Genomic DNA, 25,370 nt, shown 5'->3' with positions numbered 1-25,370 from the left:
GCTCGCTTTTTCAACCGGAACCAGAACCTCTGACAATGAATTTACAGCATCACTTTCTAATTGCCATGCCGGCGCTCCAGGACCCATTGTTTAAGCGTGCTGTCGTTTATATTTGCGAATACAACGAAGACGGTGCGATGGGGATAATCATTAATAAACCCCTCGAAAATCTCAAGGTTGACGGTGTCCTGCAAAAACTAAAGATCGACCCGGAGCCACGTGACCCAGCTATTCGCCTTGATAAGCCTGTTTTTATTGGCGGCCCGCTGGCGGAAGACCGTGGTTTTATTTTGCATTCCGCCCCAGACTGTTTCGCCTCCAGTATCCGTATTTCAGATGACACGGTGATCACCACATCTCGCGATGTCCTGGAAACCATCGGCACGGCAAAACAGCCTGCGGATGTGATTGTCGCACTCGGTTATTCCTCGTGGGAAAAAGGCCAACTGGAACAAGAGATTCTGGACAATGCGTGGCTAACAGCTCCGGCAGATGCCTCTATTCTTTTCCACACCCCGATTTCTGAACGCTGGCGTGAAGCCGCAAAATTAATCGGCATTGATATCCATAACATGCCAAGTGAAGCGGGACACGCCTGATGAGCAGTGGAACTTTATTAGCCTTTGATTTCGGTACCAAAAGTATTGGTGTCGCCATCGGCCAACGCATTACCAGGACGGCACGCCCCTTAACTGCACTGAAAGCACAAGACGGCACACCCGACTGGAACGTTATCGAGAAAATCCTCAAAGAGTGGCAACCCGATGAAGTCGTCGTAGGCTTGCCACTGAATATGGATGGCACCGAGCAACCACTCACCGCACGTGCACGTAAATTTGCCAACCGCCTGCATGGCCGCTTTGGCGTAAAAGTCTCTTTGCAGGATGAACGCCTCAGCACCGTGGAAGCACGCGCTGGGTTATTCGAGCACGGCGGTTTCCGCGCCCTCAATAAAGGCAGTATTGACTCTGCATCGGCGGTTATCATTCTTGAAAGCTGGTTTGACTATAATCCTTAGTCTTTTTTGTTGTCAGGCATATCTGAAGACTCATTAATCAACTCATGCCTTGCTGCGACCGCCAGAAAATGACTGCGATCCCGGTAACCCGATGATGGCTGTTTTACACGGTTATCAATTCGTTCCAAAAGGGCATCTGGCAGTGAAATATTGATCCGCTGCTGCTTTCCTTCCAGGGCTGACAAATCCACATCCACGAGCAGCCACTGGCTACAATACGCATATTCTGGATTTGCCGCGTAGACGAATGGCCCGGCATCTTTAAGCTGGGTGATATCCATACCGCGCTCAACCATTAGATCAACAATCAACAAAATGGCTTCGCGTACCATTTCTGCGATTTCATCCTGATAATCTGCCGCTGATACACAGCCAAACTCATCATTGCATAACGCCGGCACAACCAGACCGAACGCTTCGTTCTCGTTTGCAGGCATCTCCACGCCAACAGAAAAAAACATAGGTAATCTCCGTGAGTTGGGAATCATATTCCCGCGCGTTTACGAATGGATCTGACAGTACCAATGGGAAGATCTTTCTTTGGATGCGGAACCGGGAAAGTTTTCCCAGTATTTGGCGACCACCATATCCAGTGGCTGCCTCCAGAATTTCTGGCGGGTTCGCATCCTGCGGCCTTCAGTTCCTTAATAAGGTCAGAAGAATTCATGGTTTTCTCCTGACGGAAAAACAATACACACCAATACACACAGAGGCAATAATTTTAACCATCATTTTTTTCCCCATCGGCAATACGACCTTCCGCACGTAACACCGCTTCACCTTGAGCAAAACTTTGCATGCCATACTGCTGTCCAGTTTGAATCTGCCCCGGTAATTGGTGGGTTTTCCCTTCACGGATAAGGCTCGCCACGGCGGGTGTATTAACCAGTAATTCGAACACTGCCGCCCTCCCTCCACGGCTATCAGGCAATAATTTCTGCGCCAGCACTGCTTTTAAACTGCCCGCCAGTTGGCTACGCACCATGTTTTTTTCTTCTGCGGGAAAGACGTCTACGAGACGCTCCACGGCTTGCGCCGCCCCGCGAGTATGGAGTGTGGCTAATACCAGATGCCCGGTTTCTGCTGCAGTAAGCGCAAGGCGTATAGTTTCGCTGTCGCGCAATTCCCCCAGCAAAATAACGTCTGGATCTTCGCGAAGTGCCGCACGTAAACCGGCGGCAAACGATCGGCAATGCCGACCAGGCTCCCGCTGTTGAATCAAACAACGCTGCGAGTAGTGAACAAACTCGATAGGATCTTCCAGTGTGAGAATATGCCCGTCGAGCTGATGATTTAGGTGGTCTACCATCGCGGCAAGCGTGGTGGATTTCCCACTGCCTGTGGCCCCCGTTACCAGAATCAATCCATCAGCAGATTTTAGTAATTCCGGGACAATGGCAGGAACGTTTAGCGATTCAAGTTTTGGAGTGTGGGAAGCGAGTATCCGCAGTGCGAGTGAGTCCCCCTGCAACTGGTGAAAAGCATTGGCACGCAGCCGCGTACCGCTCGCGAGGGTGACAGCAAAATCCAATTGCCCATGCTCTTCCAGCTCTTCTCTTTGCCCGTTTGTCAGCCAGGCACCCAGCAACGTTGCTGGGGCTGGCGCGTTTTCAGGCACAGGTTCAAGCCGCCCTCGTCTGCGCCAACGAGCAGGAAGCTGCGCGCACAGGTGTAGATCAGAGACATTATGCTTTACACTAAGGGCCACAATTTCTTCGATATCCATATCACTTTCCAACCTATGAACGAGATAGCGCACAATCTGGCACAGGTTCAGAACAAAATCCTGGCGGCAACTGAACGCTGCGGCCGTGCTCCAGAAGAAGTTACTCTGCTTGCAGTCAGCAAAACTAAGCCTGCGGGCGCCATCGCAGAAGCGGTTGCTGCCGGACAACGAATTTTTGGTGAAAACTACGTGCAAGAAGGCGTGGACAAAATTCGTTACTTTTCCGAGAACGGTGAAGAAACGCTTGAGTGGCACTTTATCGGCCCATTGCAGTCGAACAAAAGCCGTCTGGTTGCTGAACATTTTGACTGGTGCCACACCGTCGATCGTTTGCGAATTGCAACTCGCCTGAGCGAACAGCGCCCAACTGAGCTGCCTCCGCTTAACGTACTGATTCAAATTAATATTAGTGATGAGCAAAGCAAATCCGGCATTGCGCTCAGTGAGCTTGATGCACTGGCGGCTGATGTCGCTGCTCTGCCGGGTTTGGTGTTACGAGGTTTGATGGCAATTCCTGCCCCTGAACCTGATTACGAGCATCAGTTAGCGGTTTGCCAGAAAATGGCAGACGCTTTCACATCGCTCAAAAACCGTTATCCAACGGTTGATACGTTGTCCCTGGGCATGACCGATGACATGGACGCCGCGATTGCTGCAGGCAGCACCATGGTGCGCATTGGAACCGCTATTTTCGGCGCGCGGGATTACCCTGCTCGTTAATTCATTATAATTGTTGAGGAACGCCATGCTGACGTTGACTTTCCTGGTCAAAACGCTGATTGAACTGTATGTAATGGTGCTGCTGATTCGCATCTGGATGCAGTGGTCACGTTGTGATTTTTATAATCCTTTTGCACAGTTTATCGTCAAGATCACTCAACCGATTGTCGGGCCACTGCGCCGGGTAATTCCATCCATTGGCCCGATTGATACATCTTCATTGTTGCTGGCGTTTATTCTCACCACATTGAAGTACCCGGTTTTGCTGCTCATTCAGGTTGGCGCATTGTCGCTTGACCCGATGAACTTGCTTGTTGGCTTGTTATCACTGCTCAAATCCGCCGGTACGCTGGTGTTTTGGGTGATTATTATCCGCTCGCTGATGAGCTGGATAAGCCAGGGCCGCAGCCCAATTGAATACGTTTTGATGCAACTAACTGAGCCAATGATGGCGCCAATTCGCCGCGTGCTTCCAGCGATGGGTGGCATCGATTTTTCAGCGATGATCGTCATTTTGATTCTCTATGCGCTGAATTACCTTGGCATGGACTTGTTCCCGGGGCTTTGGTATTTGCTGTGAGTGCAGTGAGTCTTAACTCTGACGGGCTGGTTTTACGGCTGTATATTCAGCCTAAAGCCAGCCGGGATAGTATTATCGGGCTGCATGGCGACGAGCTAAAAGTCGCCATCACCGCCCCGCCGATAGACGGCAAAGCCAACGCTCATCTGGTAAAATACCTGGCTAAGCAGTTCAAAGTTGCCAAAAGCCAGGTGCTGCTTGAGAAAGGCGAACTGGGCCGCCATAAACAAATTAAGATTATCGACCCGCAACACATCCCGACGGAAGTCGCGGCTTTGCTCGAATAATTAGCCAATTTCACAGGATTTTCTCACTATGCAAAAAGTTGTCCTCGCGACCGGTAACGCCGGTAAAGTGCGTGAACTCGCCGATTTACTGGGCGATTTTGGTCTGGATGTGGTGGCGCAAACTGAGCTGGGCGTTGAGTCAGCCGAAGAAACCGGCCTGACGTTTATCGAGAATGCGATTCTGAAAGCACGCCATGCATCACAAGTTACCGGCCTGCCTGCAATTGCCGATGACTCCGGTCTGGCTGTTGATGTGCTTGGTGGCGCGCCGGGGATTTACTCCGCACGCTATGCAGGTGTTGATGCCTCAGATCAGCAGAACCTGGAAAAGTTACTCACTACACTGAAAGATGTGCCGGACGAGCAACGTAAAGCGCGATTCCATTGTGTGCTGGTGTATATGCGCCACGCAGAAGATCCAACGCCACTCGTGTGTCACGGTAGCTGGGAAGGTCAGATTACCCGCGAAGCTGCAGGCCAGGGTGGCTTTGGCTACGACCCTATTTTCTTCGTCCCGAGTGAAGGCAAAACTGCCGCTGAACTGACTCGTGATGAAAAACGTGCGATTTCCCACCGTGGACGCGCACTAAAACTGTTACTGGAAGCAATGAAAAATGGCTAATTTGCCACCTCTGAGTCTCTATATTCACATCCCGTGGTGCGTACAGAAGTGCCCCTACTGTGACTTCAACTCTCATGCACTCAAAGGCGACGTACCGCACGACGAGTATGTCGCCCACCTGTTGCGCGATCTGGAAAATGACGCGCCAATGGCACAAGGACGTGAAATAAAGACCATCTTTATTGGTGGCGGTACGCCGAGTCTGCTTTCAGGCGAGGCGATGCAAAACCTGCTCGACGGTGTGCGTGCTCGCCTGCCGTTGGCAGCAGATGCGGAAATCACAATGGAAGCTAACCCCGGGACGGTAGAAGCAGACCGTTTCGTGAGTTACCAGCGCGCCGGCGTGAACCGCATTTCTATCGGTGTACAGAGTTTCAGCGAACCGAAACTCAAGCGCCTGGGGCGTATTCACGATTCTGGCGAAGCAAAGCGTGCAGCGCATCTGGCTAGCGGGCTTGGCTTGCGCAGCTTTAACCTGGATCTCATGCACGGCCTGCCGGATCAATCTTTGGAAGAGGCGCTCGACGATTTGCGCCAGGCAATTGAGCTCAATCCTCCGCATCTTTCGTGGTATCAGCTGACGATTGAGCCGAATACTTTGTTTAGCTCACGCCCGCCGAAATTGCCGGATGATGACGCGTTATGGGATATTTTCGAGCAAGGCGACAAGCTGTTGACCGCTGCGGGATATCAGCAATATGAAACTTCGGCCTATGCAAAACCGGGTTACCAGTGCCAACACAATCTGAACTACTGGCGCTTTGGTGATTACCTGGGGATTGGCTGCGGCGCACACGGTAAAGTTACATTCCCAGATGGTCGTATTTTGCGCACCGCAAAAACACGCCATCCGCGCGGTTATATGGAAGGTAAATACCTCGATAAGCAGCACGATGTTGAACAAGCCGACAAGCCATTCGAGTTCTTTATGAACCGTTTCCGCTTGCTGGAAGCAGCGCCACGCAACGAATTTAGCCTGTATACCGGGCTTGATGAGTCGGTGATTCGTGCGCAGTTAGACGAAGCGATTGCGAAGGATTATTTGGTTGAGACAGAAGATTTTTGGCAGATTACCGAGCACGGAAAGCTGTTTTTGAATTCGTTATTAGAGATTTTTCTGGCCGACTGATTAGCTGTCGGATGACGCGCAGCGTCATCCGACATTATTTCGGCTTAAATATTCTTCACCCGGCTGGTCAAAATCAACGCCAGCACCGACAGCCCGGCAATCAGCCAGTACACCGAATGGTGCCCGAAGCTTTCCGCCAGCGCTCCCTGTAAAACACCCGCCAGAATCACCCCGGTTGAAATACTATTGGTGAATAGTGTGGTTGCTGAACCCGGCCTGCCCGGCATCAAATCCTGGAACCACAACATCCCGATTCCCGCGACAATGCCGATAAACACCGCATTAAACAGCTGGAGAAGGATTAACGCAGTGCGGCTATGGAACAGAATCAAACCAACGTAAAACAACACACCCGCCGCCACAGCAATCACCATCATACGGCGTTTACCAAAACGCTTAACGTAGTAACCTGCAAGGATCATTGCCGGGATCTCAAGCCCCGCAGCCGTTCCCATCAACAGCCCCGCCAGTGATTCAGGCAGCCCTAAATCAGTGCTGACCCACAACGGCATATCAATGATGTACATAGTGTTGCAGGTCCACATCAGCATCGAGGCGATAAACAACATACGGACGTTTTTGTCTTTCCAGCCGCTGACTTGCGTAAGGGCAACATCCGCGGGCTGCTCAATCCTTGCAACTGAAGGAAGTGCGAAGAAGATTAGCGCGAGCGAGATAACGAAAATCCCGGCCGCGATAAGAAACATGGTGGTAAAACCGTAGTTTAGCGCCAGCATAAACGATAATGGTGGCCCGATAACCCACGCAAGCGAGAGCTGCGCACGCATTATCGAGCTGAACATCACCACTTCACGTGCTGAGTTATCTGCATACTCGCGGGCAAGAGCGAAGATTTGTGGCATCGCCGTGTTGGCAATAGACGCGAACATAACGCCAATGGTGATTAACGTCAGGTAATGGCGGTTAAAAGCAAACAACACGCAGTTTGCCACGGCCATAACGCAGCAAACCATAATCAGTTTTCGCCTGTCGCCCCGGTTATCTGAACGCTTCGCCAACGCAAGGCTGACGAGTATCCCGGTTATCGCATTGACGGTATAAAACATCCCAACCCAAAATGGGCGCACTTCTACTTCGCGACTTAAAAACAGGCTAAGAGTGGGCGCCTGGAGTGCCCCCGCAATCCCCATCATGAAAGCCACAATCATAAATGCGGCATATACCGGATTGAGGCGACGTCCTCGCGTCAAAAACCACAGCATGCAGAAATTCCTTTTGTTCGAGCGCTCATTGGGTGTGCAAAACGTAAACTATACCCTACTAACGGGTATAAAAAAGCCAGCAGGAACAATCTGCTGGCCAGGTGAAATTCACCAATTCTCAGTCACACATGTATCAACGAGTTAGTGCTCCACGGTCACGGAAGTTGTCACCTCCCACTGCATTAAGTCCTCAAGCATCCTTAAACGTTGCGTTGCTGTCAGGCGAGCCAGCCATCCAGCAGAAACATTTTGTGTTGCGGCAAAATACTGATGATAGAACTTAATAACTGGTGACCGTTTCATATACATCTCCACTTCCTCGTTTCAACGTTGATGATTATTGGCGTAATATGAGGAAAGTTAAATTGATGAGTTTCTGACGGGAGTTCCTCTTTTATGTCCAGCAGTCGTCTGCAACAACAGTTCATACGTTTATGGCAAAACTTTGAAGGTAAGCCGCAGGAAACCACGCTCAATGAGCTGGCAGATCTGCTGAATTGCTCCCGTCGCCATATGCGTACGCTGCTTAGTGCAATGCAGGAAACGGGCTGGCTCAGCTGGAAAGCAGAGGTCGGGCGCGGCAAGCGTTCACAGCTGGAATTCCTGTATACCGGCCTTGCACTCCAGCAACAGCGGGCTGAAGATCTTCTTGAGCAAGACAGGATCGATCAACTGGTGCAGATCGTTGGTGATAAAGCCGCTGTACGCCAAATGTTGATTTCGCATCTTGGCCGCAGCTTCCGCCAGGGTCGGCATATCCTGCGCGTTCTCTATTACCGTCCACTGTTAAATCTGTTACCAGGCTCGGCTTTACGTCGTTCAGAAACCCATATTGCCCGCCAAATTTTCAGCGGCTTAATTCGTATAAATGAGGAAAATGGGGAACTCGAAGCAGATATTGCCCATCACTGGCAGCAAATTTCCCCATTACACTGGCGTTTTTATTTGCGCCCCGGCATTCATTTTCACCATGGCCGCGAGCTGGACATGCTGGATGTGGTCACCTCTTTGCAGCGGATTAACGCGCTGCCGCTGTATTCGCACATTACGCAAATCACCTCACCTACCGCGTGGACACTGGATATCACCCTTTCGCAACCGGACAACTGGCTGCCGTGGTTGCTGGGTAGCGTTCATGCCATGATTCTGCCCCGTGAATGGCAAACCCTAAGCAATTTTTCACGCCAGCCAGTCGGTACTGGGCCGTACTCTGTTGTGCGCAATAACACTAACCAGCTGAAGATTCAGGCTTACGATGATTACTTCGGCTATCGCGCACTCATTGACGAGGTAAATTTCTGGGTATTGCCAGAGATCGGTGAAGATGTCAGTTGCGCAGTGCAACTGTCGGGCATGCCTGACAGTGAAAAAGCCGTCGAAAGCCGCCTGGAAGAAGGCTGCTATTACATTTTGTTTGATAGACGATCCAAATCTGGCAGTAATGACGACGTTCGCCGCTGGCTAAGCCATATGTTGGCCCCCATTCATCTGCTTTATAGCGCGGGAGCTCAAAACCAGCAGTACTGGTTCCCGGCGTATGGTTTACTGCCGCGCTGGCACCACGCACGTCCACAACCGGTGTTTGAAAAACCTGCTGGTCTGGAATCTGTAACGCTGACGTTTTACCGCGATCACGTCGAACACCGGGTTATCAGTAAAGTCATGGAGGAACTGCTGGCTCGCGCAGGCGTTAAGCTTGTGGTGCAGGAAGTCAGCTATGAGGAGTGGCACCAGGGCAATGCCGAAAGCGATATCTGGCTTAACAGCGCAAACTTCACTCTGCCTTTAGAATTCTCCCTTTATTCGCATCTATATGAAGTCCCTCTGATTCAAAAATGCATCGAAAATGACTGGGAAACCGATACCCGGAAATGGCACAACGGCGAGCTTTCTTTGCCTGAATGGTGCCAGAAGCGAGTTGAAAACAATGATATTTTGCCATTAATCCACCATTGGTTGCGCATTGAAGGGCAGCGCAGTATGCGCGGCGTGCGTATGAACACGCTCGGCTGGTTTGACTTTAAATCGGCATGGTTTGCACCACCGGAACCTTAATACTTCCGATTCATTCACAGAATCATTACAATGCACGCGTTCTCAACGGGGTGCTAAGACGAAAGTCTGGCTGAGATAATACCCGTCGAACCTGATCCGGATAACGCCGGCGAAGGGATTTGAGGCTCAATTCTCAAAGTCCTTTGCCACCCCTAATTTAAAGAGGTGCAAAGTGTTCAAAAAATTCCTGCCGTTACTGGCGCTCGTCGCCGCCCCTGTTTTCGCCAAACCCCTGCTGACTGTTTACACCTACGACTCTTTCGCTGCCGACTGGGGCCCAGGCCCTGCGGTGAAAAAAGCCTTTGAAGTAGACTGCAATTGCGAGCTGAAATTCGTCGCACTCGAAGATGGCGTTTCTTTGCTTAACCGCCTGCGCATGGAAGGTAAAAACAGCAAAGCCGACGTGGTTCTGGGGCTGGATAACAACCTTCTTGAAGCGGCGGCGCAAACTAAATTATTTGCCCCGAGCAACGTCGAAACCAGCTCACTAAAAATCCCAGGCGGCTGGAAGAACGACACGTTCGTGCCATTCGACTACGGTTATTTCGCCTTTGTGTACGACAAAAACAAACTCAAAAACCCACCGAAAAGCCTGAAAGAGCTGGTCGAAAGCGACCAAAAATGGAAAGTGATTTATCAGGACCCGCGCACCAGCACGCCGGGGTTAGGCTTGCTGCTGTGGATGCAAAAAGTCTACGGCGACAAAACGCCTGAAGCCTGGGCGAAACTGGCCAAAAAAACCGTTACCGTCACCAAGGGCTGGTCTGAAGCCTACGGTCTGTTCCTTAAAGGCGAAGGCGACCTGGTGATGAGCTACACCACCTCTCCGGCATATCACATCATCGAAGAGAAAAAAGATAACTACGCGGCAGCCAATTTCAGCGAAGGGCATTACTTGCAGGTGGAAGTTGCGGGTCGCCTGGCTTCAAGCAAGCAGCCAGAGTTGGCAGCGAAATTCATGAAGTTCATTACCACGCCTGAGTTCCAGAACACCATTCCAACCGGCAACTGGATGTACCCGGTCACAGACGTGAAATTGCCAGAAGGCTTTAATGGTCTGGTAAAACCGCAGACCACGCTGGAATTTAGCCCGCAAGACGTCTCTTCCCATCGCGCCAGCTGGATCAGTGAATGGCAACGCTCCGTCAGCCGCTAATTCCCGGTTGGCTGATTCCAGGGCTATGCGCCGCCACTCTCGTGGTAGCCGTAGCCCTGGCGGCTTTTCTGGCGCTGTGGTTTAACGCGCCGCAAACCGATATCCGCGCGTTGGTGCAGGATAGCTATTTGTGGCACGTACTTCGCTTTTCCTTCTGGCAGGCATTTCTTTCAGCCACCCTTTCGGTGTTCCCGGCCATTTTTCTTGCCCGGGCGCTTTACCGACGCCGTTTCCCTGGGCGATTAGCACTGTTACGTCTGTGCGCCATGACTCTGGTTTTGCCAGTGTTGGTGGCAGTGTTCGGTATTCTGACGGTGTATGGCCGTGAAGGCTGGCTGGCCTCACTGTGCGCCTGGCTTGGCATCGAATGGGGGTTCTCACCCTATGGCCTGAAAGGCATTTTGCTGGCCCACGTCTTTTTCAACCTGCCAATGGCGACACGCCTGCTGCTTCAGGCGCTGGAAAATATCCCCAGCGAACAAAGACAGGTCGCCGCACAGCTTGGCATGCAGGGTTGGAACTTCTTCCGTTTTGTCGAATGGCCGTGGCTACGCCGTCAGATTCTTCCTGCCGCCGCGTTAATTTTTATGCTCTGCTTCGCCAGTTTTGCCACCGTGCTTTCGCTCGGCGGCGGGCCGCAAGCAACCACCATTGAACTGGCCATCTTCCAGGCACTCAGTTATGACTACGACCCTGCTCGTGCGGCACTGCTCGCAATAGTACAAATGGTTTGCTGTCTTGGCCTGGTGCTGATGAGCCAACGACTCAGTAAAGCCATTCCTGTGGGTATCAGCCAAATGCAGGGCTGGCGTGACCCGCAAGATAACCTGCACCGGAAACTGTGCGACGGATTGTTAATTTCACTCGCACTGTTGCTGCTGTTGCCTCCGCTGCTGGCGGTCATCATTGATGGCATCAATAGTGGTTTTAACAGCGTGCTTTCCCAGCCGATTCTCTGGCAGGCATTATTCACCTCGTTAAGAATTGCAGTCGGCGCGGGATTGATAAGCGTAATCATCACGGTAATGCTGCTATGGAGTTCGCGAGAATTACGCCTGCGCAACCGCGCACTTGCCGGGCAAGCGCTGGAGTTGAGCGGCATGCTAATCCTCGCGATGCCGGGTATCGTGCTGGCGACGGGCTTTTTCCTGCTGCTCAATAACACGGTAGGTTTGCCGCAATCCGCCGATGGCATTGTGATTTTCACCAATGCATTAATGGCGGTTCCCTACGCCCTGAAAGTGCTGGAAAACCCGATGCTGGATGTGGCGGAACGCTACAACAAGCTGTGCCAGTCGCTGAATATCAGCGGTTTAAACCGCCTGCGTTATATCGAGTTGCGCGCCCTGAAGCGCCCACTGGCGCAAGCGCTGGCATTTGCCTGCGTGCTGTCGATTGGTGATTTTGGCGTAGTGGCGCTGTTCGGCAATGAAGATTTCCGCACGCTGCCGTTTTATCTTTATCAGCAAATTGGTTCATATCGCAGCCAGGATGGTGCGGTTACTGCGCTTATCCTGCTGATACTGTGCTTTGCTTTATTCACATTGATTGAAAAACTTCCGGGACGCGATTCCCAAAATGATTCAGGTTGCAGGAAGGCGGCAAGTGAATGAAGCCTGGGAACATAGAAAACTATGTGACCTGGATGAAAGAAAGCAGCCAACACACCTGCAACTTGAAGGATGAAGGGAATGCTAAAGCTAACTGATATAACCTGGCTCTATCACCATTTACCGATGCGCTTTTCGATGCAAATTAACGCCGGAGAGCGCGTTGCGGTGTTGGGGCCTAGCGGGGCGGGGAAAAGTACGCTGCTGAGTTTAATTGCCGGTTTTCTCGCACCTGCCAGCGGGAAAATTATGCTTAATGGCAATGACCATACGGCGACGGCACCCGCACAGCGCCCTGTGTCGATGCTGTTCCAGGAGAACAATCTTTTTAACCACCTGACTGTGCGCCAGAACATTGGGCTGGGGTTAAATCCTGGCCTGAAGCTTAATGCCGCACAGCTCGAACGTCTGGCAACAATCGCCAGCCAAATGGCGATAAGCGATTTACTCGACAGGCTGCCAGCGCAGCTTTCTGGCGGTCAGCGCCAGCGTGTCGCCCTCGCCCGCTGTCTGGTCCGTGAACAACCGATTTTGCTGCTCGATGAGCCATTTTCAGCACTCGACCCGGCACTACGCCAGGAGATGCTGCAACTGCTTGATAATCTATGCCGCCAGCAACAACTGACGCTATTGATGGTGTCACACAGTATTGAAGATGCAGCGCGAATCGCTGAAAGAAGTCTTGTGGTGGTCGATGGCCGTATCGCCTGGGATGGCGACACGGCAACCTTACTAAGCGGAGAAGCTAGCGCATCAGCGCTGTTAGGAATTAGTGTTGCCCGGTGAGCACTTTCCAAAGAATGCTGCGGTAAATCGGCATCATCGGGTGCATCTGGATTGCAACAAAGCTCCCCAAGGCCAGCACCGTCATTGTTGGTGCTAACCAATGCAAACGAGATCGCGGCAAGTACTGAGTTAAACGGTCAGTACTTGCTTTACCACTGCGCCACCAGCGCCAACACAACCATCCCGCCAGCCACAGCCCCAGTGCTACTAGCAGCAAGAGCCATTTAAAGCTGCTACTTTGCATATCCGCAGGAATATCAATCGCGGCACCCGCCAGAATCCCCGGCAAGAAGTAGATGGGTGGCCAGAAAATGCAGCCAATAATGTTCGGGACGATAAATTTAGAAACCGGGAGGTCTAGCATGCCTGCGACCATCGGCACCAGCGGGCGTGTCGGGCCAACAAAACGGCCGACCAGGATGGTAAACATGCTGTGCTGATGCAGCGCATGCTCGGTTTTATCCAGCAGCGCTTTGTTCTTTTTCATAAACGACCAGCGATGCAGCGGCCCTTTGAAACGGCCGCCCAGCCAGAACGAAATCCAGTCGCCCAACAGGCAACCGACAATTCCGGCAGCCCAGGAGTGATAAAAGCCCACCTGACCGCCACCAATCAGCGCGCCAAGCCCTGCCATCATGACTGTACCAGGAAGGATTAGCCCGACCAGCGCAAGTGATTCCAGAAAGGCCACCAGCATCACCGCGAAAAGTGAATACGCCACTGACTGAGTAATAAAGTGTTCCAGCAAAGCTTCCATAAAGCATCCGTCGAGAAACGAGTGGGCGATTCTCCTGAGAGATGGGATAACCGTCAAGCCATGATTTGTGTCATCCAATTATAGTTACCCAAAGTAATTCGGGCTGTATCGCGGCGGCAAGAGAACGAGTCCCGATGAGCTTACTCAAGTAAGTGATTCGGGTGAGTAAACGCAGCCAACAAAGAGACAGCGTGAAGTACGAAGGGTAAAGCTACTCACAGCCAGCACGGAATTCACTCGGGCTGGCACCGGTACATTTCTTAAAGACGCGAGAAAAATAGAGCTGGTCTTCAAAACCGACATTGCGCCCGACGCTGGCAATCGGCATGCGGGTCGTGCTCAACAACAGTTTTGCCTGCAGGATGCGTTGGTCTTCACGCCAGCTTAAAACGCTGACGCCAAGCTGCTGGCGGAACAGGTGCGACAGGCGAGAAGGCGATAAACAGACATGCTGCGCCACCCCTGCAATATCAAAATGGTTATCGGCCAGATGGTCGCTGATGTACTGGCAGGCATCGCGAACGCGGTTATCAAGCGGTGGATTGAGGGATGCGCTCAGCACTTCCATACGCCGCAACAACAGCTGCTCTAATAGGTTAATCGCCAGTAATTCGGCGTAGCGCCCTTCTGCCTGCCCGGATTCAATTATCTGGCCAAACAACTGTGAAAAATTCTGCTGATGGGCGTCATCAGGACGGAAGAAACCGGTATGCGCAAAGATAGGGTCCCAGTTTAGCCACTCCTGCCAATACGCACGCGGGCGGAAGTAAACCCACTGGTGATACCACTCTTTGCTATCCGGAGCGCGGCCATAGTGATGCACCTCACCCGGGGGGAACAACAGAATATCGCCAGGGCGGCAAACGTAGTTTTTACCCTGATTATTGATAACTCCTTCACCCTTCACCGTTAAATTCAGGATGTAACCTTTCATTCCTAACGGGCGGTCGATGAAAAAATCCAGCGGCCCTTCGGCTTCAATCGGCGTTAATCCCGCGACTAAATGGGCATTAAAAGAGTACCCCGGCAACAGTGGGTCATTTTGCATTTCAGCCATCTACAAGCTCGCTATTCAAGAAGGGTGTAGAAACAATTTGTCCATATCCGTGCTATTCCTTGCCAGGGCAACACTGTCTGAACCGTAAACCGTCAGATTCTCATCATAAAGCCGCAATTTACCTGCACCTATGCTTTTTATCTGACAACCTGGGGGTTTTAAGAAGATAACCAATGTGTTTATAAAAGTAGCAGAAATATCCACATCGATTATTTGCGGGGCGTCACACTTCTCAACGGCACAGCACATTTCTCCATAACTACAGCGAATACGACCTGACTGTTTTTCTGCATAAAAACTAATGTCATTTCCATAGATAACAGGTCAGGGAGTTTAAAAATGTCGATTGCGCTGGGCCTCGATTTTGGTAGCGATTCTGTTCGCGCTTTAGCCGTTGATTGTGAAAACGGTGCAGAGCTTGCGACCAGTGTGGAATGGTATCCGCGCTGGCAAGAAGGCCAATACTGCGACGCCCCAAATAACCAGTTTCGCCATCACCCACGAGACTATATTGAGTCCATGGAACGGGCAGTAAAAACCGTTCTCGCCGAACTGACGGCTGAACAGCGCGCCCGGGTTCGTGGTATTGGCGTTGACAGCACCGGCTCAACACCCGCGCCAATTGACGCTAACGGGAATGTGCTGGCACTCACCCCAGAATTTGCCGACAACCCGAACGCCATGTTCGTGTTGTGGAAAGATCACACCGCGGTAGAAGAAGCCGAAGCTATTACCCGCTTGTGCCACCAGCCTGGGAAAAATGACTATTCCCATTATATCGGCGGCATTTACTCCAGCGAATGGTTCTGGGCGAAAATCCTGCACGTTACCCGTGCCGACCAAAAAGTAGCGCAAGCTGCTGTGTCGTGGATTGAATTGTGTGACTGGGTCCCGGCGCTGCTTTCCGGCACAACTCAACCACAGGATATTCGCCGTGGACGCTGTAGCGCCGGGCATAAATCCTTGTGGCATGAAAGCTGGGGCGGTCTGCCTCCGGCGAGTTTCTTTGATGAGTTAGATCCGGTGATTAACCAGAATCTGGCTTACCCGATGTTTACCGAAACCTGGACTGCGGATATTCCGGTGGGCAACCTTTCCGCCGAATGGTCTGAGCGCCTTGGTTTGCCACAAAGCGTGGTAGTTTCCGGTGGCGCGTTTGACTGCCATATGGGTGCCGTTGGGGCTGGTGCGCAGCCGAACACGCTGGTGAAAGTTATCGGCACTTCTACTTGCGACATTTTGATTGCTGACAAACCCACCGTTGGCGACCGCGCAGTAAAAGGTATTTGTGGGCAAGTTGATGGTAGCGTGATCCCTGATTTTATCGGCCTCGAAGCCGGGCAATCGGCATTCGGCGATATCTACGCCTGGTTTGGCCGTGTCCTGGGCTGGCCGCTGGAACAACTGGCGCTTGCGCATCCGGAACTGCGTGAACAAATCAACGCCAGCAAGAAGCAGTTGCTGCCAGCGCTTACTGAAGCCTGGGCGAAGAATCCTTCCCTTGAACATCTGCCGGTAGTGCTCGACTGGTTTAACGGCCGTCGCACCCCGAATGCCAACCAGCGCCTGAAAGGTGTAATCACCGATTTAAACCTGGCAACCGATGCACCCGCGCTGTTCGGTGGGCTGATTGCCGCAACCGCCTTTGGTGCCCGTGCCATTATGGAATGCTTCACCGAGCAAGGAATTCCCGTCACTAACGTGATGGCACTTGGCGGTATTGCACGCAAATCCCCGGTCATCATGCAGGTCTGCGCTGATGTACTGAATCGCCCGCTACAGATTGTCGCTTCTGACCAGTGCTGTGCATTAGGCGCGGCCATTTTTGCCGCTGTTGCCGCGGGTATTCACGCAGATATTTCCTGCGCCCAACTCGCCATGGCCAGCCAGATTGAAAGCACACTGCAACCCGATTCTCAACGCGCCGAGCGCTTTGAACAGCTCTATCGCCGTTACCAGCAATGGGCGATTAGCGCGGAACAACACTATCTCCCTTCTGCCCCAGCTGCGGTTACTCGTGTAGCTCAGGCCACTGTGACCCATTAAGGACATGACGATGAACATTTTTGAACAATATGAAGTGTGGTTTGTAATTGGCAGCCAGCATCTCTACGGTGCGGAAACGTTGCGTCAGGTGAATCAACACGCCGAGCAGGTTGTGAATGCGCTCAACAAAGAAGCCAAACTGCCGTGCAAACTGGTGTTAAAACCATTGGGCACGTCGCCGGATGAAATTACCGCTATCTGCCGCGATGCCAGCTACAGCGATAAATGTGCCGGAATGGTGGTGTGGTTGCACACCTTCTCGCCGGCAAAAATGTGGATCAACGGCCTGAGCATCCTGACCAAGCCGCTGCTGCAATTCCATACCCAGTTCAATGCGCAAATCCCATGGGGCAGCATTGATATGGACTTTATGAACCTGAACCAGACCGCGCATGGCGGCCGCGAGTTCGGTTTCATCGGCGCACGTATGCGCCAGCAGCACACAGTGGTGACCGGCCACTGGCAAGATCCGCAAGCCCATCAACGCATAGGTTCCTGGATGCGCCAGGCCGTGTCAAAACAAGATACTCGTCAGCTAAAAGTGGTGCGTTTTGGCGACAACATGCGTGAAGTTGCCGTGACCGATGGCGACAAAGTTGCCGCGCAGATGAAGTTCGGTTTCTCAGTCAATACATACGCCGTTGGCGACCTGGTTCAGGTCGTGAATGCTGTTAGCGACGGCGACGTCAATGCGCTGGTCGATGAATACGAAAGCAGCTATCGCCTGACAGCCGCCGCGCAAATCAACGGCGATAAACGCCAAAACGTACTGGATGCCGCGCGCATCGAACTGGGAATGAAACAGTTCCTTGAGCAAGGCGGATTTAATGCCTTTACCACCACATTTGAAGACCTGCACGGCCTGAAGCAACTTCCTGGCCTGGCAGTGCAACGCCTGATGCAACAAGGCTACGGCTTTGCGGGCGAAGGCGACTGGAAAACCGCCGCTCTGCTTCGCATCATGAAGGTGATGTCAACCGGTCTGCAGGGCGGCACCTCTTTCATGGAGGACTACACCTATCACTTTGAAAACGGCAACGATATGGTGCTCGGTTCCCATATGCTGGAAGTTTGCCCATCCATTGCTCTTGCTGAAAAACCAATCCTCGATGTTCAACACCTGGGGATCGGTGGCAAGGACGATCCTGCACGCTTGATCTTCTCCACCCAAACTGGTCCGGCACTTAACGCGAGCCTTATTGATCTGGGCGATCGTTTCCGTCTGCTGGTGAACTGCGTTGATACCGTTGAAGCACCGCACCAGTTGCCGAAACTTCCTGTGGCGAATGCACTGTGGAAAGCGCAGCCGGATCTGCCAACCGCTTCTGAAGCATGGATCCTGGCAGGTGGTGCGCACCACACCGTGTTCAGCCAGTCTCTGACGCTTGACGATATGCGCCTGTTCAGCGAGCTACATGGTATCGAACTGGCGGTTATTGATAACGACACCCGCCTGCCTGCGTTTAAAGATTCGCTGCGCTGGAACGAGGTTTATTACAGCTACAAACGTTAGTCAGGAGAACGGTGGATGGCGCGTGCGCTTATCCACCCTACAACTTCAAGTAGGTCGGATAAGCGCACGCGCCATTCGACACTAATTTGACCGGGACTTAATATGTTAGAAGATCTCAAACGTCAGGTACTCGAAGCGAATCTCGCGCTGCCGAAACATAATCTGGTCACCCTAACCTGGGGGAACGTCAGCGCGGTGGATCGCGAGCGCGGTGTGCTGATCATCAAACCGTCCGGTGTCGATTACAGCGTGATGACGGCAGAAGATATGGTCGTCGTGAGCCTCGAAACCGGCGAAGTGGTTGAAGGCAATAAGAAACCTTCGTCCGACACACCAACCCACCGCCTGCTGTACCTGCAATTTCCGCACATCGGCGGTATCGTCCATACCCACTCGCGCCACGCGACCATTTGGGCGCAGGCCGGGAAATCCATTCCCGCAACGGGCACCACCCACGCGGATTACTTCTACGGCACCATTCCTTGCACCCGCAAAATGACCGATGAAGAGATCAATGGCGATTACGAATGGCAAACCGGCGAAGTGATTGTAAAAACTTTTGCTGAGCGTGGAATCGACGCAGCACAGATGCCCGGCGTGCTGGTGCATTCACATGGCCCGTTTGCCTGGGGAAAAGATCCGGTCGATGCGGTACATAACGCTATTGTGTTGGAAGAAGTGGCCTATATGGGCATCTTCTGCCGCCAGCTCACGCCAGAATTACCGGATATGCAGCAAACATTACTCGATAAACACTACCTGCGTAAACATGGTGCAAAAGCCTATTACGGGCAGTGAACACTGTATATAAAAGCAGTAACCCCTGACAAAGTGGTCTATAATCAGACCACTTTTTCCTTTATGAGAATGCAGCGTGTCGCAAGCTCGTCAGGGGTTTCTACTTACGCGTCACTGGCGAGATACCCCGCTCGGTACTGAAGTTGAATTTTGGCTGGCAACAGATGATGGCCCGGTAAAAGTGCGCCTGCCGCGCCAGGAATCGGTCGCATTTATCCCACAGTCACAACAAGCAGAAGCCGCACGTTTACTTGAGCGCGAAAGCCAGTATCGGCTCACACCGTTGCCCCTCAAAGATTTCCATCGTCAGCCCGTTTGCGGCCTTTATTGCCGCCAGCATCGCCAGCTTATGCGTATCGAAAAACTGTTGCGCGATGGCGGCATCAGAGTTTACGAAGCCGATATTCGCCCACCAGAGCGCTTTTTGATGGAGCGCTTTATTACCGCCCCGGTGTGGTTTAGCGGTGAGCAGCGCAACAACCTGGTGGTTGAAACAAAGCTAAAACCCGCGCCGGATTACCGCCCACCGCTGAAATGGGTGTCGCTGGATATCGAAACCACTCGCCACGGCGAACTGTATTGCATCGGCCTGGAAGGTTGCGGGCAGCGTATCGTTTATATGCTTGGCCCGGAAAATGGCGACGCCAGCGGGCTGGATTTTACGCTGGAATATGTAGCCAGCCGTCCTTTACTTATCGAAAAACTTAACCAGTGGTTTGCCAAACACGACCCCGATGTGTTGATTGGCTGGAATGTAGTGCAGTTCGATTTGCGCGTGCTGCAAAAAATGGCCGAGCGCTATCAGGTGCCACTGCGCCTTGGGCGTGAAAACAGTCTGCTGGAATGGCGCGAGCATGGTTTCAAGCAAGGTGTGTTTTTCGCACAGGCCGCAGGGCGCGTGATTATCGATGGTATCGAAGCACTGCGATCTGCCTTCTGGAATTTCTCCTCATTTTCTCTCGAAACTGTTTCTCAGGAACTACTCGGCGAAGGTAAAGCGATTGATAACCCGTGGCAGCGGATGGACGAAATTGACCGTCGTTTTGCCGAAGATAAGCCGGCACTTGCGAAGTACAATCTTAAAGACTGCGAGCTTGTAACGCGGATTTTCCACAAAACCGAACTAATGCCATTTTTACTAGAGCGGGCAACGGTCAACGGTTTGCCGCTTGACCGCCACGGCGGCTCTGTTGCAGCATTTGGTCATCTGTATATTCCACGCATGCACCGTGCCGGTTATGTTGCTCCAAATCTTGGAGATGTGCCTCCGCAGGCGAGCCCTGGCGGGTATGTCATGGACTCGCGCCCAGGCCTTTATGACTCAGTGTTAGTACTCGATTACAAAAGTCTTTATCCGTCGATTATTCGCACATTTCTTATCGACCCGGTTGGCCTGGTTGAGGGGATGGCGCACCCGGAAGCTGAGCATTCCGTTGATGGTTTTCTTGGCGCGCATTTTTCCAGGAATACGCATTGCCTGCCCGAAATCGTCGGGCAAATCTGGTCTGGTCGCGATGAAGCCAAACGTCATGGCAACAAGCCATTGTCCCAGGCGCTGAAGATCATTATGAATGCGTTTTACGGGGTGTTGGGCACCAGTGCCTGCCGCTTCTTTGATCCTCGCCTTGCCTCGTCGATCACCATGCGTGGGCATCAGATCATGCTACAAACCAGGGAGCTGATTGAATCTCAGGGCTACGACGTGATTTACGGCGATACGGATTCCACGTTTGTCTGGCTGAAAAAAGCCCACTCAGAAGAAGATGCGGCGCGTATCGGCCAGCAATTAGTGAATCACGTTAATGCGTGGTGGAAAGCGCATCTGCAAAAAACCCAGCAGCTTGACAGTAAGCTTGAACTGGAATACGAGTCCCACTTTTGCCGCTTCCTGATGCCAACCATTCGTGGCACGGTTGAAGGTTCCAAAAAACGCTACGCAGGAATGATTCAGGAACATGACAAGCAGCGCATGGTGTTCAAAGGACTGGAAACCGTGCGTACTGACTGGACGCCGCTGGCGCAGGAGTTCCAGAAAACACTTTATTTGCGCGTGTTCCGCAACGAGCCATATCAGGATTATATCCGTGAAACTATCGCCAGTTTGATGGCCAGTGAGCTTGATGAGCAGTTAATTTACCGTAAACGTCTGCGCCGGCCGTTAAGCGAATATCAAAAAAATGTGCCGCCACATGTCCGTGCCGCTCGGCTCGCTGATGAGCATAATCAACGACTTGGGCGTGCGCCTCAATATCAGAACCGCGGGACCATTAAGTATGTGATTACAACCAACGGCCCTGAACCCGTGGATTACCAGGAATCCCCCCTGGACTATGATCATTACCTGACCCGCCAGCTTCAGCCCGTCGCTGAAGGAATTTTACCTTTCCTCGAGGATGACTTTGCTACACTGATGACAGGGCAGTTAGGGTTATTTTGAGAAACTTTAAATAATTCAAAGTGCAACCAGGCGGCAAGGGAACGAATCCCCTGGAGCTTACTAGAGTAAGTGACTGGGGTGAGTGAGTGCAGTCAACGCAGTTGCAATTTGAAGTATGACGAGTTGGTGACGAATGCGTTTGCTTCCAGTACCATAGCGCCCTCCTGAATCATCCTTAAATCTACTTTTGAACTACCGCCCCCTTTGCGCGCGGTCGTTTTACTATTGCCTGCAAATCTTAGTAACTGATAATAGAGCCGAAATCTTATGCCTTTTACACTTGGTCAACGTTGGATCAGCGATACCGAAAGCGAACTGGGACTGGGAACCGTGGTCGCTTTAGACACACGAATGGTAACCCTGCTCTACCCTGCCACCGGTGAAAATCGACTGTACGCCAGAAATGACTCACCTATCACACGCGTGATGTTTAACCCGGGTGATACCGTCACCAGCCATGAAGGTTGGCAACTCAAAGTTGATGAAGTTAAAGAAGAAAACGGCTTACTTGCCTACATCGGTACGCGCCTGGATACAGAAGAAGCCGGTACCATGCTGCGCGAAGTGTTCCTCGACAGCAAACTGGTGTTCAGCAAGCCGCAAGACCGTCTTTTTGCCGGGCAAATTGACAGAATGGACCGCTTCGCCCTGCGTTACCGTTCCCGCGTTTATCAAAGCGAGCAGTATCGCCAACCCTGGAGCGGCTTGCGCGGCATGCGCACCAGCCTGATCCCACACCAGCTAAACATTGCCCACGATGTAGGTCGTCGTCATGCGCCACGCGTATTGCTGGCTGACGAAGTCGGTTTAGGGAAAACGATTGAAGCCGGGATGATTTTGCACCAGCAGTTGCTGGCTGGCAGCGCTGAACGCGTATTGATCGTGGTGCCGGAAACCCTGCAACACCAGTGGCTGGTTGAAATGCTCCGCCGCTTTAATCTGCGTTTTGCTCTCTTTGATGATGAGCGTTATGCCGAAGCCCAGCACGACAGCGATAACCCATTCGAAACAGAACAACTGGTTATCTGTTCGCTTGATTTCGTGCGCCGCAGTAAGCAACGCCTTGAGCATCTTTGTGATGCCGAGTGGGATTTGATGGTGGTCGATGAAGCCCACCATTTGGTGTGGAGCGAAAATGCCCCAAGCCGTGAATATCAGGCCATTGAACAACTGGCAGAACATATTCCAGGTATTTTGCTATTAACCGCAACGCCTGAGCAGTTGGGCCTGGAAAGCCACTTCGCCCGTCTGCGTTTACTGGACCCGAGCCGCTTCCACGATTTCGAGCAATTTGTTGAAGAGCAGCAGCATTACCGCCCTGTGGCTGATGCCGTTGCTCTGCTGCTGGCAGGCAATCACTTGACCAACGACCAGCTCAATATGCTGAGTGAATTGATTGGCGAGCAGGGCATCGAGCCTCTGCTGCAAACCGCGAACAGTGACCGTGAAGGTAGTGATGCGGCGCGCCAGGAGCTGATTTCCATGCTGATGGACCGCCATGGCACCAGCCGTGTGTTGTTCCGTAACACCCGTAATGGCGTTAAAGGTTTCCCGAAACGCGAACTGCATACCATTCGTTTGCCACTGCCGCTGCAGTATCAAACCGCGATTAAAGTGTCCGGCATAATGGCCGCACGTAAATCCGTGGAAGAGCGTGCACGCGACATGCTCTACCCGGAGCAGATTTATCAGGAATTTGAAGGTGATAGCGGCACGTGGTGGAACTTCGACCCGCGTGTCGAATGGCTGATGGGTTACCTGACAAGCCACCGCTCTCAGAAGGTGCTGGTGATTTGTGCCAAAGCCGCGACAGCATTACAGCTCGAACAAGTTCTGCGTGAGCGCGAAGGTATTCGTGCCGCAGTATTCCATGAAGGCATGTCCATCATCGAGCGTGACCGTGCAGCCGCATGGTTTGCCGAAGAAGACACCGGCGCTCAAGTACTGCTGTGTTCCGAGATTGGTTCCGAAGGCCGTAACTTCCAGTTCGCAAGCCAGTTGGTGATGTTCGATCTGCCGTTTAACCCGGACCTGCTGGAGCAGCGTATTGGCCGTCTGGACCGTATCGGCCAGGCGCACGATATCCAGGTTCACGTTCCTTACCTTGAGAAAACTGCGCAATCAGTACTGGTGAAGTGGTTCCACGAAGGTCTGGATGCATTCGAACACACTTGCCCTACCGGCCGCACAATTTACGACAGCGTTTATCCGCAACTGATTCAGTATTTAGCAGCTCCTGAAAATACCGACGGTTTCGATGCGCTTATCAAGCAATGCCGTGAACAGCATGATGCGCTGAAGATTCAGTTGGAACAGGGCCGTGACCGCCTGTTGGAAATTCACTCTAACGGCGGTGAGAAATCACAAGCGTTAGCAGCGTCTATTTCCGAGCAGGATAACGACACCAATCTGGTGAGTTTTGCTCTCAACTTGTTCGACATCGTCGGTATTAATCAGGATGACCGCGGCGACAACATGGTGGTGCTGACCCCTGGCGATCACATGCTGGTGCCTGATTTTCCGGGACTTCCGGAAGACGGTTGCACGATTACCTTTGAGCGTGAAGTGGCCCTGTCGCGTGAAGATGCGCAGTTTGTGACATGGGAACACCCGATCATCCGTAATGGTCTGGATCTGATTCTGTCTGGCGATACTGGTAGCTGTGCGCTCTCTTTGTTGAAAAACAAAGCGCTGCCTGTGGGGACATTATTGCTGGAGCTGATTTATGTTGTTGAGGCAAAAGCGCCGAAGCAATTGCAGCTCAACCGCTTCCTGCCGCCAACGCCAGTGCGTATGTTGGTGGACAAAAATGGCACCAACCTTGCCGCTCAGGTTGAGTTTGAAAGCTTTAACCGCCAGCTCAGCACGGTGAATCGTCACACTGGTAGCAAATTGGTGAATGCAGTTCAGCAAGATGTTCACGCTATTTTGCAATTGGCAGAAGAGAAAGTGGAAGCTGCAGCGCAAGTGTTGATCAAAGCTGCTCGTGAAGAAGCTGATGAGAAACTGAGTTCCGAGCTCTCCCGTCTGGAAGCACTAAAAGCGGTGAACCCAAACATCCGTGATGATGAACTCGAAGCAATCGAAAGCAACCGTCAGCAAGTTTTGGAAAGCCTCGCGCAAGCTAACTGGCGTCTTGATGCTTTACGTCTGATTGTGGTGACACACCAATAATGTTAATGGAACCCTATAACCCGCCCATCGATCCCTGGCTGGTCATCCTTTATCAAGATGACCACATCATGGTGGTCAATAAGCCTTCGGGCTTGTTGTCGGTACCGGGCCGTCTGGATGAGCATAAAGACAGCGTGATGACGCGCATTCAGCGTGACTTCCCGCAGGCAGAATCGGTGCATCGTCTGGATATGGCGACCAGCGGCGTGATTGCCGTGGCGCTGACGAAAGCGGCAGAGCGCGAGCTGAAACGCCAGTTTCGTGAACGTGAGCCGAAGAAGCAGTACGTGGCGCGGGTTTGGGGCCATCCACAGCCGGAAGAAGGCCTGGTGGATTTACCGCTAATTTGTGACTGGCCGAACCGGCCAAAGCAGAAAGTGTGTTATGAAACCGGAAAAGCGGCGCAGACGGAATATCAGGTTCTGGATTATGCAGCGGATAACACGGCTCGAGTGCTGTTAAAACCGATTACCGGACGCTCACATCAGTTACGCGTTCATATGCTGGCATTGGGTCATCCCATTCTTGGCGATCGCTTCTACGCTACACCGGAAGCACTGGCAATGGCTCCGCGTTTACAGCTTCATGCTGAAATGCTGACCATTACCCATCCCGAGTATGGAACACCCATGACGTTCCGCGCGCCGGCAGACTTCTAAAAAAAAGCCTCTCAACC

Annotated in this window: 24 protein-coding genes and 1 riboswitch; of the genes, 17 read left to right on the top strand and 7 right to left on the bottom strand. The window is 52.3% G+C overall.

The annotated features are described in order from the left end of the window. Positions 1-35: 35 nt before the first annotated feature. Positions 36-599, top strand: a complete 564-nt coding sequence (locus LVQ77_RS12350; protein WP_151993152.1) for a YqgE/AlgH family protein — start codon at positions 36-38, stop codon at positions 597-599. Further along, positions 599-1,018, top strand: a complete 420-nt coding sequence (gene ruvX / locus LVQ77_RS12345) for a Holliday junction resolvase RuvX (RefSeq protein ID WP_034457792.1) — start codon at positions 599-601, stop codon at positions 1,016-1,018. Before LVQ77_RS12350 ends, ruvX begins: the two co-directional genes overlap by 1 nt. On the opposite strand, the gene LVQ77_RS12340 is transcribed toward ruvX, so the two are convergent. Genes LVQ77_RS12340 through LVQ77_RS12330 form a run of 3 tightly spaced genes read right to left on the bottom strand, consistent with a single transcriptional unit; the run spans position 1,015 to position 2,744 of the window. Further along, the gene (locus LVQ77_RS12340) at positions 1,015-1,479 is read right to left on the bottom strand and encodes a type II toxin-antitoxin system HicB family antitoxin (RefSeq protein ID WP_232864566.1); all 465 of its coding nucleotides are present in this window, start codon (positions 1,477-1,479) and stop codon (positions 1,015-1,017) included. The two genes, ruvX and LVQ77_RS12340, sit on opposite strands and share 4 nt — an antisense overlap. A 23-nt stretch (positions 1,480-1,502) precedes the next feature. Beyond that, positions 1,503-1,685 (bottom strand): type II toxin-antitoxin system HicA family toxin, encoded by a 183-nt coding sequence (locus LVQ77_RS12335; protein ID WP_151993150.1) that lies wholly within the window; start codon positions 1,683-1,685, stop codon positions 1,503-1,505. Positions 1,686-1,739: 54 nt separating this feature from the next. Beyond that, complete coding sequence (locus tag LVQ77_RS12330) at positions 1,740-2,744, bottom strand: type IV pilus twitching motility protein PilT (protein WP_232904555.1); 1,005 nt, start codon at positions 2,742-2,744, stop codon at positions 1,740-1,742. A 15-nt stretch (positions 2,745-2,759) separates the two neighbouring features. Here LVQ77_RS12330 and LVQ77_RS12325 point away from each other — a divergent pair, with 15 nt between their 5' ends. Genes LVQ77_RS12325 through hemW form a run of 5 tightly spaced genes read left to right on the top strand, consistent with a single transcriptional unit; the run spans position 2,760 to position 6,082 of the window. Beyond that, on the top strand, positions 2,760-3,464 hold the full coding sequence (locus tag LVQ77_RS12325) for a YggS family pyridoxal phosphate-dependent enzyme (RefSeq protein WP_232904593.1): 705 nt from the start codon (positions 2,760-2,762) through the stop codon (positions 3,462-3,464). A gap of 25 nt (positions 3,465-3,489) precedes the next feature. Next, positions 3,490-4,044, top strand: coding sequence for a YggT family protein (locus LVQ77_RS12320; protein ID WP_232864568.1), 555 nt, complete (start codon positions 3,490-3,492; stop codon positions 4,042-4,044). Next, a complete protein-coding gene (gene yggU, locus LVQ77_RS12315; RefSeq protein WP_064513708.1) occupies positions 4,041-4,331 on the top strand; it encodes a DUF167 family protein YggU in 291 nt (96 codons plus the stop codon). The genes LVQ77_RS12320 and yggU overlap by 4 nt, the downstream gene beginning before the upstream one ends. Before the next feature lie 28 nt (positions 4,332-4,359). Then, the gene (locus LVQ77_RS12310) at positions 4,360-4,953 is read left to right on the top strand and encodes an XTP/dITP diphosphatase (RefSeq protein WP_232904554.1); all 594 of its coding nucleotides are present in this window, start codon (positions 4,360-4,362) and stop codon (positions 4,951-4,953) included. Then, entirely contained in the window at positions 4,946-6,082 is a 1,137-nt protein-coding gene (hemW, locus tag LVQ77_RS12305) for a radical SAM family heme chaperone HemW (RefSeq protein WP_232864570.1), read from the top strand. Before LVQ77_RS12310 ends, hemW begins: the two co-directional genes overlap by 8 nt. A gap of 44 nt (positions 6,083-6,126) precedes the next feature. On the opposite strand, the gene LVQ77_RS12300 is transcribed toward hemW, so the two are convergent. Both LVQ77_RS12300 and sgrT read right to left on the bottom strand, forming a co-directional pair. Further along, positions 6,127-7,305, bottom strand: coding sequence for a sugar efflux transporter (locus tag LVQ77_RS12300; RefSeq protein WP_232864571.1), 1,179 nt, complete (start codon positions 7,303-7,305; stop codon positions 6,127-6,129). A gap of 141 nt (positions 7,306-7,446) precedes the next feature. Next, positions 7,447-7,608 carry a glucose uptake inhibitor SgrT gene (gene sgrT, locus LVQ77_RS12295; RefSeq protein WP_232904553.1) on the bottom strand — a complete coding sequence of 54 codons (162 nt, stop codon included), beginning with the start codon at positions 7,606-7,608 and terminating at the stop codon, positions 7,447-7,449. A 93-nt stretch (positions 7,609-7,701) separates the two neighbouring features. Between sgrT and sgrR the strand changes: the two genes are divergently transcribed. The 4 genes from sgrR (at position 7,702) to thiQ (ending at position 12,912) form a co-directional block, all read left to right on the top strand. Then, a complete protein-coding gene (gene sgrR / locus LVQ77_RS12290; protein ID WP_232864573.1) occupies positions 7,702-9,360 on the top strand; it encodes an HTH-type transcriptional regulator SgrR in 1,659 nt (552 codons plus the stop codon). A 36-nt stretch (positions 9,361-9,396) separates the two neighbouring features. Further along, positions 9,397-9,496, top strand: a riboswitch (TPP riboswitch). 36 nt (positions 9,497-9,532) lie between these two features. Next, the gene (gene thiB / locus LVQ77_RS12285) at positions 9,533-10,516 is read left to right on the top strand and encodes a thiamine ABC transporter substrate binding subunit (RefSeq protein ID WP_232904552.1); all 984 of its coding nucleotides are present in this window, start codon (positions 9,533-9,535) and stop codon (positions 10,514-10,516) included. Next, complete coding sequence (gene thiP, locus LVQ77_RS12280; RefSeq protein WP_232904551.1) at positions 10,492-12,129, top strand: thiamine/thiamine pyrophosphate ABC transporter permease ThiP; 1,638 nt, start codon at positions 10,492-10,494, stop codon at positions 12,127-12,129. The genes thiB and thiP overlap by 25 nt, the downstream gene beginning before the upstream one ends. Positions 12,130-12,207: 78 nt before the next feature. After that, a complete protein-coding gene (thiQ, locus tag LVQ77_RS12275) occupies positions 12,208-12,912 on the top strand; it encodes a thiamine ABC transporter ATP-binding protein ThiQ (RefSeq protein WP_232864576.1) in 705 nt (234 codons plus the stop codon). On the opposite strand, the gene LVQ77_RS12270 is transcribed toward thiQ, so the two are convergent. After that, a complete protein-coding gene (locus LVQ77_RS12270; RefSeq protein ID WP_232904550.1) occupies positions 12,896-13,669 on the bottom strand; it encodes a DedA family protein in 774 nt (257 codons plus the stop codon). The two genes, thiQ and LVQ77_RS12270, sit on opposite strands and share 17 nt — an antisense overlap. Before the next feature lie 211 nt (positions 13,670-13,880). After that, on the bottom strand, positions 13,881-14,726 hold the full coding sequence (gene araC, locus LVQ77_RS12265; protein ID WP_151993138.1) for an arabinose operon transcriptional regulator AraC: 846 nt from the start codon (positions 14,724-14,726) through the stop codon (positions 13,881-13,883). A gap of 339 nt (positions 14,727-15,065) precedes the next feature. Here araC and araB point away from each other — a divergent pair, with 339 nt between their 5' ends. The 6 genes from araB (at position 15,066) to rluA (ending at position 25,353) form a co-directional block, all read left to right on the top strand. Next, the gene (gene araB / locus LVQ77_RS12260; RefSeq protein ID WP_232904549.1) at positions 15,066-16,772 is read left to right on the top strand and encodes a ribulokinase; all 1,707 of its coding nucleotides are present in this window, start codon (positions 15,066-15,068) and stop codon (positions 16,770-16,772) included. A gap of 10 nt (positions 16,773-16,782) precedes the next feature. Further along, positions 16,783-18,285 carry an L-arabinose isomerase gene (gene araA / locus LVQ77_RS12255; protein ID WP_232864579.1) on the top strand — a complete coding sequence of 501 codons (1,503 nt, stop codon included), beginning with the start codon at positions 16,783-16,785 and terminating at the stop codon, positions 18,283-18,285. A gap of 102 nt (positions 18,286-18,387) precedes the next feature. After that, a complete protein-coding gene (araD, locus tag LVQ77_RS12250; protein ID WP_232904548.1) occupies positions 18,388-19,083 on the top strand; it encodes an L-ribulose-5-phosphate 4-epimerase in 696 nt (231 codons plus the stop codon). Positions 19,084-19,159: 76 nt separating this feature from the next. Beyond that, positions 19,160-21,520 (top strand): DNA polymerase II, encoded by a 2,361-nt coding sequence (polB, locus tag LVQ77_RS12245; protein WP_232904547.1) that lies wholly within the window; start codon positions 19,160-19,162, stop codon positions 21,518-21,520. A gap of 267 nt (positions 21,521-21,787) precedes the next feature. Beyond that, a complete protein-coding gene (rapA, locus tag LVQ77_RS12240) occupies positions 21,788-24,694 on the top strand; it encodes an RNA polymerase-associated protein RapA (protein ID WP_232904546.1) in 2,907 nt (968 codons plus the stop codon). Continuing rightward, positions 24,694-25,353 carry a bifunctional tRNA pseudouridine(32) synthase/23S rRNA pseudouridine(746) synthase RluA gene (gene rluA, locus LVQ77_RS12235; RefSeq protein ID WP_232864583.1) on the top strand — a complete coding sequence of 220 codons (660 nt, stop codon included), beginning with the start codon at positions 24,694-24,696 and terminating at the stop codon, positions 25,351-25,353. Before rapA ends, rluA begins: the two co-directional genes overlap by 1 nt. The last annotated feature ends 17 nt before the right edge of the window (positions 25,354-25,370 follow it).

This window comes from Buttiauxella cochleicola (assembly GCF_021282435.1).
In the GTDB taxonomy this organism is placed as follows: Bacteria; Pseudomonadota; Gammaproteobacteria; order Enterobacterales; family Enterobacteriaceae; genus Buttiauxella; species Buttiauxella massiliensis.
This window is presented reverse-complemented; position numbering and strand designations above follow the sequence as displayed.

Coding starts and splice junctions, on each gene's coding strand:
- LVQ77_RS12350 (WP_151993152.1), top strand. CDS start 36: ATGAATTTACAGCATCACTTTCTAATTGCCATGCCGGCGCTCCAGGAC.
- ruvX (WP_034457792.1), top strand. CDS start 599: ATGAGCAGTGGAACTTTATTAGCCTTTGATTTCGGTACCAAAAGTATT.
- LVQ77_RS12340 (WP_232864566.1), bottom strand. CDS start 1,479: ATGTTTTTTTCTGTTGGCGTGGAGATGCCTGCAAACGAGAACGAAGCG.
- LVQ77_RS12335 (WP_151993150.1), bottom strand. CDS start 1,685: ATGAATTCTTCTGACCTTATTAAGGAACTGAAGGCCGCAGGATGCGAA.
- LVQ77_RS12330 (WP_232904555.1), bottom strand. CDS start 2,744: ATGGATATCGAAGAAATTGTGGCCCTTAGTGTAAAGCATAATGTCTCT.
- LVQ77_RS12325 (WP_232904593.1), top strand. CDS start 2,760: ATGAACGAGATAGCGCACAATCTGGCACAGGTTCAGAACAAAATCCTG.
- LVQ77_RS12320 (WP_232864568.1), top strand. CDS start 3,490: ATGCTGACGTTGACTTTCCTGGTCAAAACGCTGATTGAACTGTATGTA.
- LVQ77_RS12310 (WP_232904554.1), top strand. CDS start 4,360: ATGCAAAAAGTTGTCCTCGCGACCGGTAACGCCGGTAAAGTGCGTGAA.
- hemW (WP_232864570.1), top strand. CDS start 4,946: ATGGCTAATTTGCCACCTCTGAGTCTCTATATTCACATCCCGTGGTGC.
- LVQ77_RS12300 (WP_232864571.1), bottom strand. CDS start 7,305: ATGCTGTGGTTTTTGACGCGAGGACGTCGCCTCAATCCGGTATATGCC.
- sgrT (WP_232904553.1), bottom strand. CDS start 7,608: ATGAAACGGTCACCAGTTATTAAGTTCTATCATCAGTATTTTGCCGCA.
- sgrR (WP_232864573.1), top strand. CDS start 7,702: ATGTCCAGCAGTCGTCTGCAACAACAGTTCATACGTTTATGGCAAAAC.
- thiP (WP_232904551.1), top strand. CDS start 10,492: ATGGCAACGCTCCGTCAGCCGCTAATTCCCGGTTGGCTGATTCCAGGG.
- thiQ (WP_232864576.1), top strand. CDS start 12,208: ATGCTAAAGCTAACTGATATAACCTGGCTCTATCACCATTTACCGATG.
- LVQ77_RS12270 (WP_232904550.1), bottom strand. CDS start 13,669: ATGGAAGCTTTGCTGGAACACTTTATTACTCAGTCAGTGGCGTATTCA.
- araC (WP_151993138.1), bottom strand. CDS start 14,726: ATGGCTGAAATGCAAAATGACCCACTGTTGCCGGGGTACTCTTTTAAT.
- araB (WP_232904549.1), top strand. CDS start 15,066: ATGTCGATTGCGCTGGGCCTCGATTTTGGTAGCGATTCTGTTCGCGCT.
- araA (WP_232864579.1), top strand. CDS start 16,783: ATGAACATTTTTGAACAATATGAAGTGTGGTTTGTAATTGGCAGCCAG.
- araD (WP_232904548.1), top strand. CDS start 18,388: ATGTTAGAAGATCTCAAACGTCAGGTACTCGAAGCGAATCTCGCGCTG.
- rapA (WP_232904546.1), top strand. CDS start 21,788: ATGCCTTTTACACTTGGTCAACGTTGGATCAGCGATACCGAAAGCGAA.
- rluA (WP_232864583.1), top strand. CDS start 24,694: ATGTTAATGGAACCCTATAACCCGCCCATCGATCCCTGGCTGGTCATC.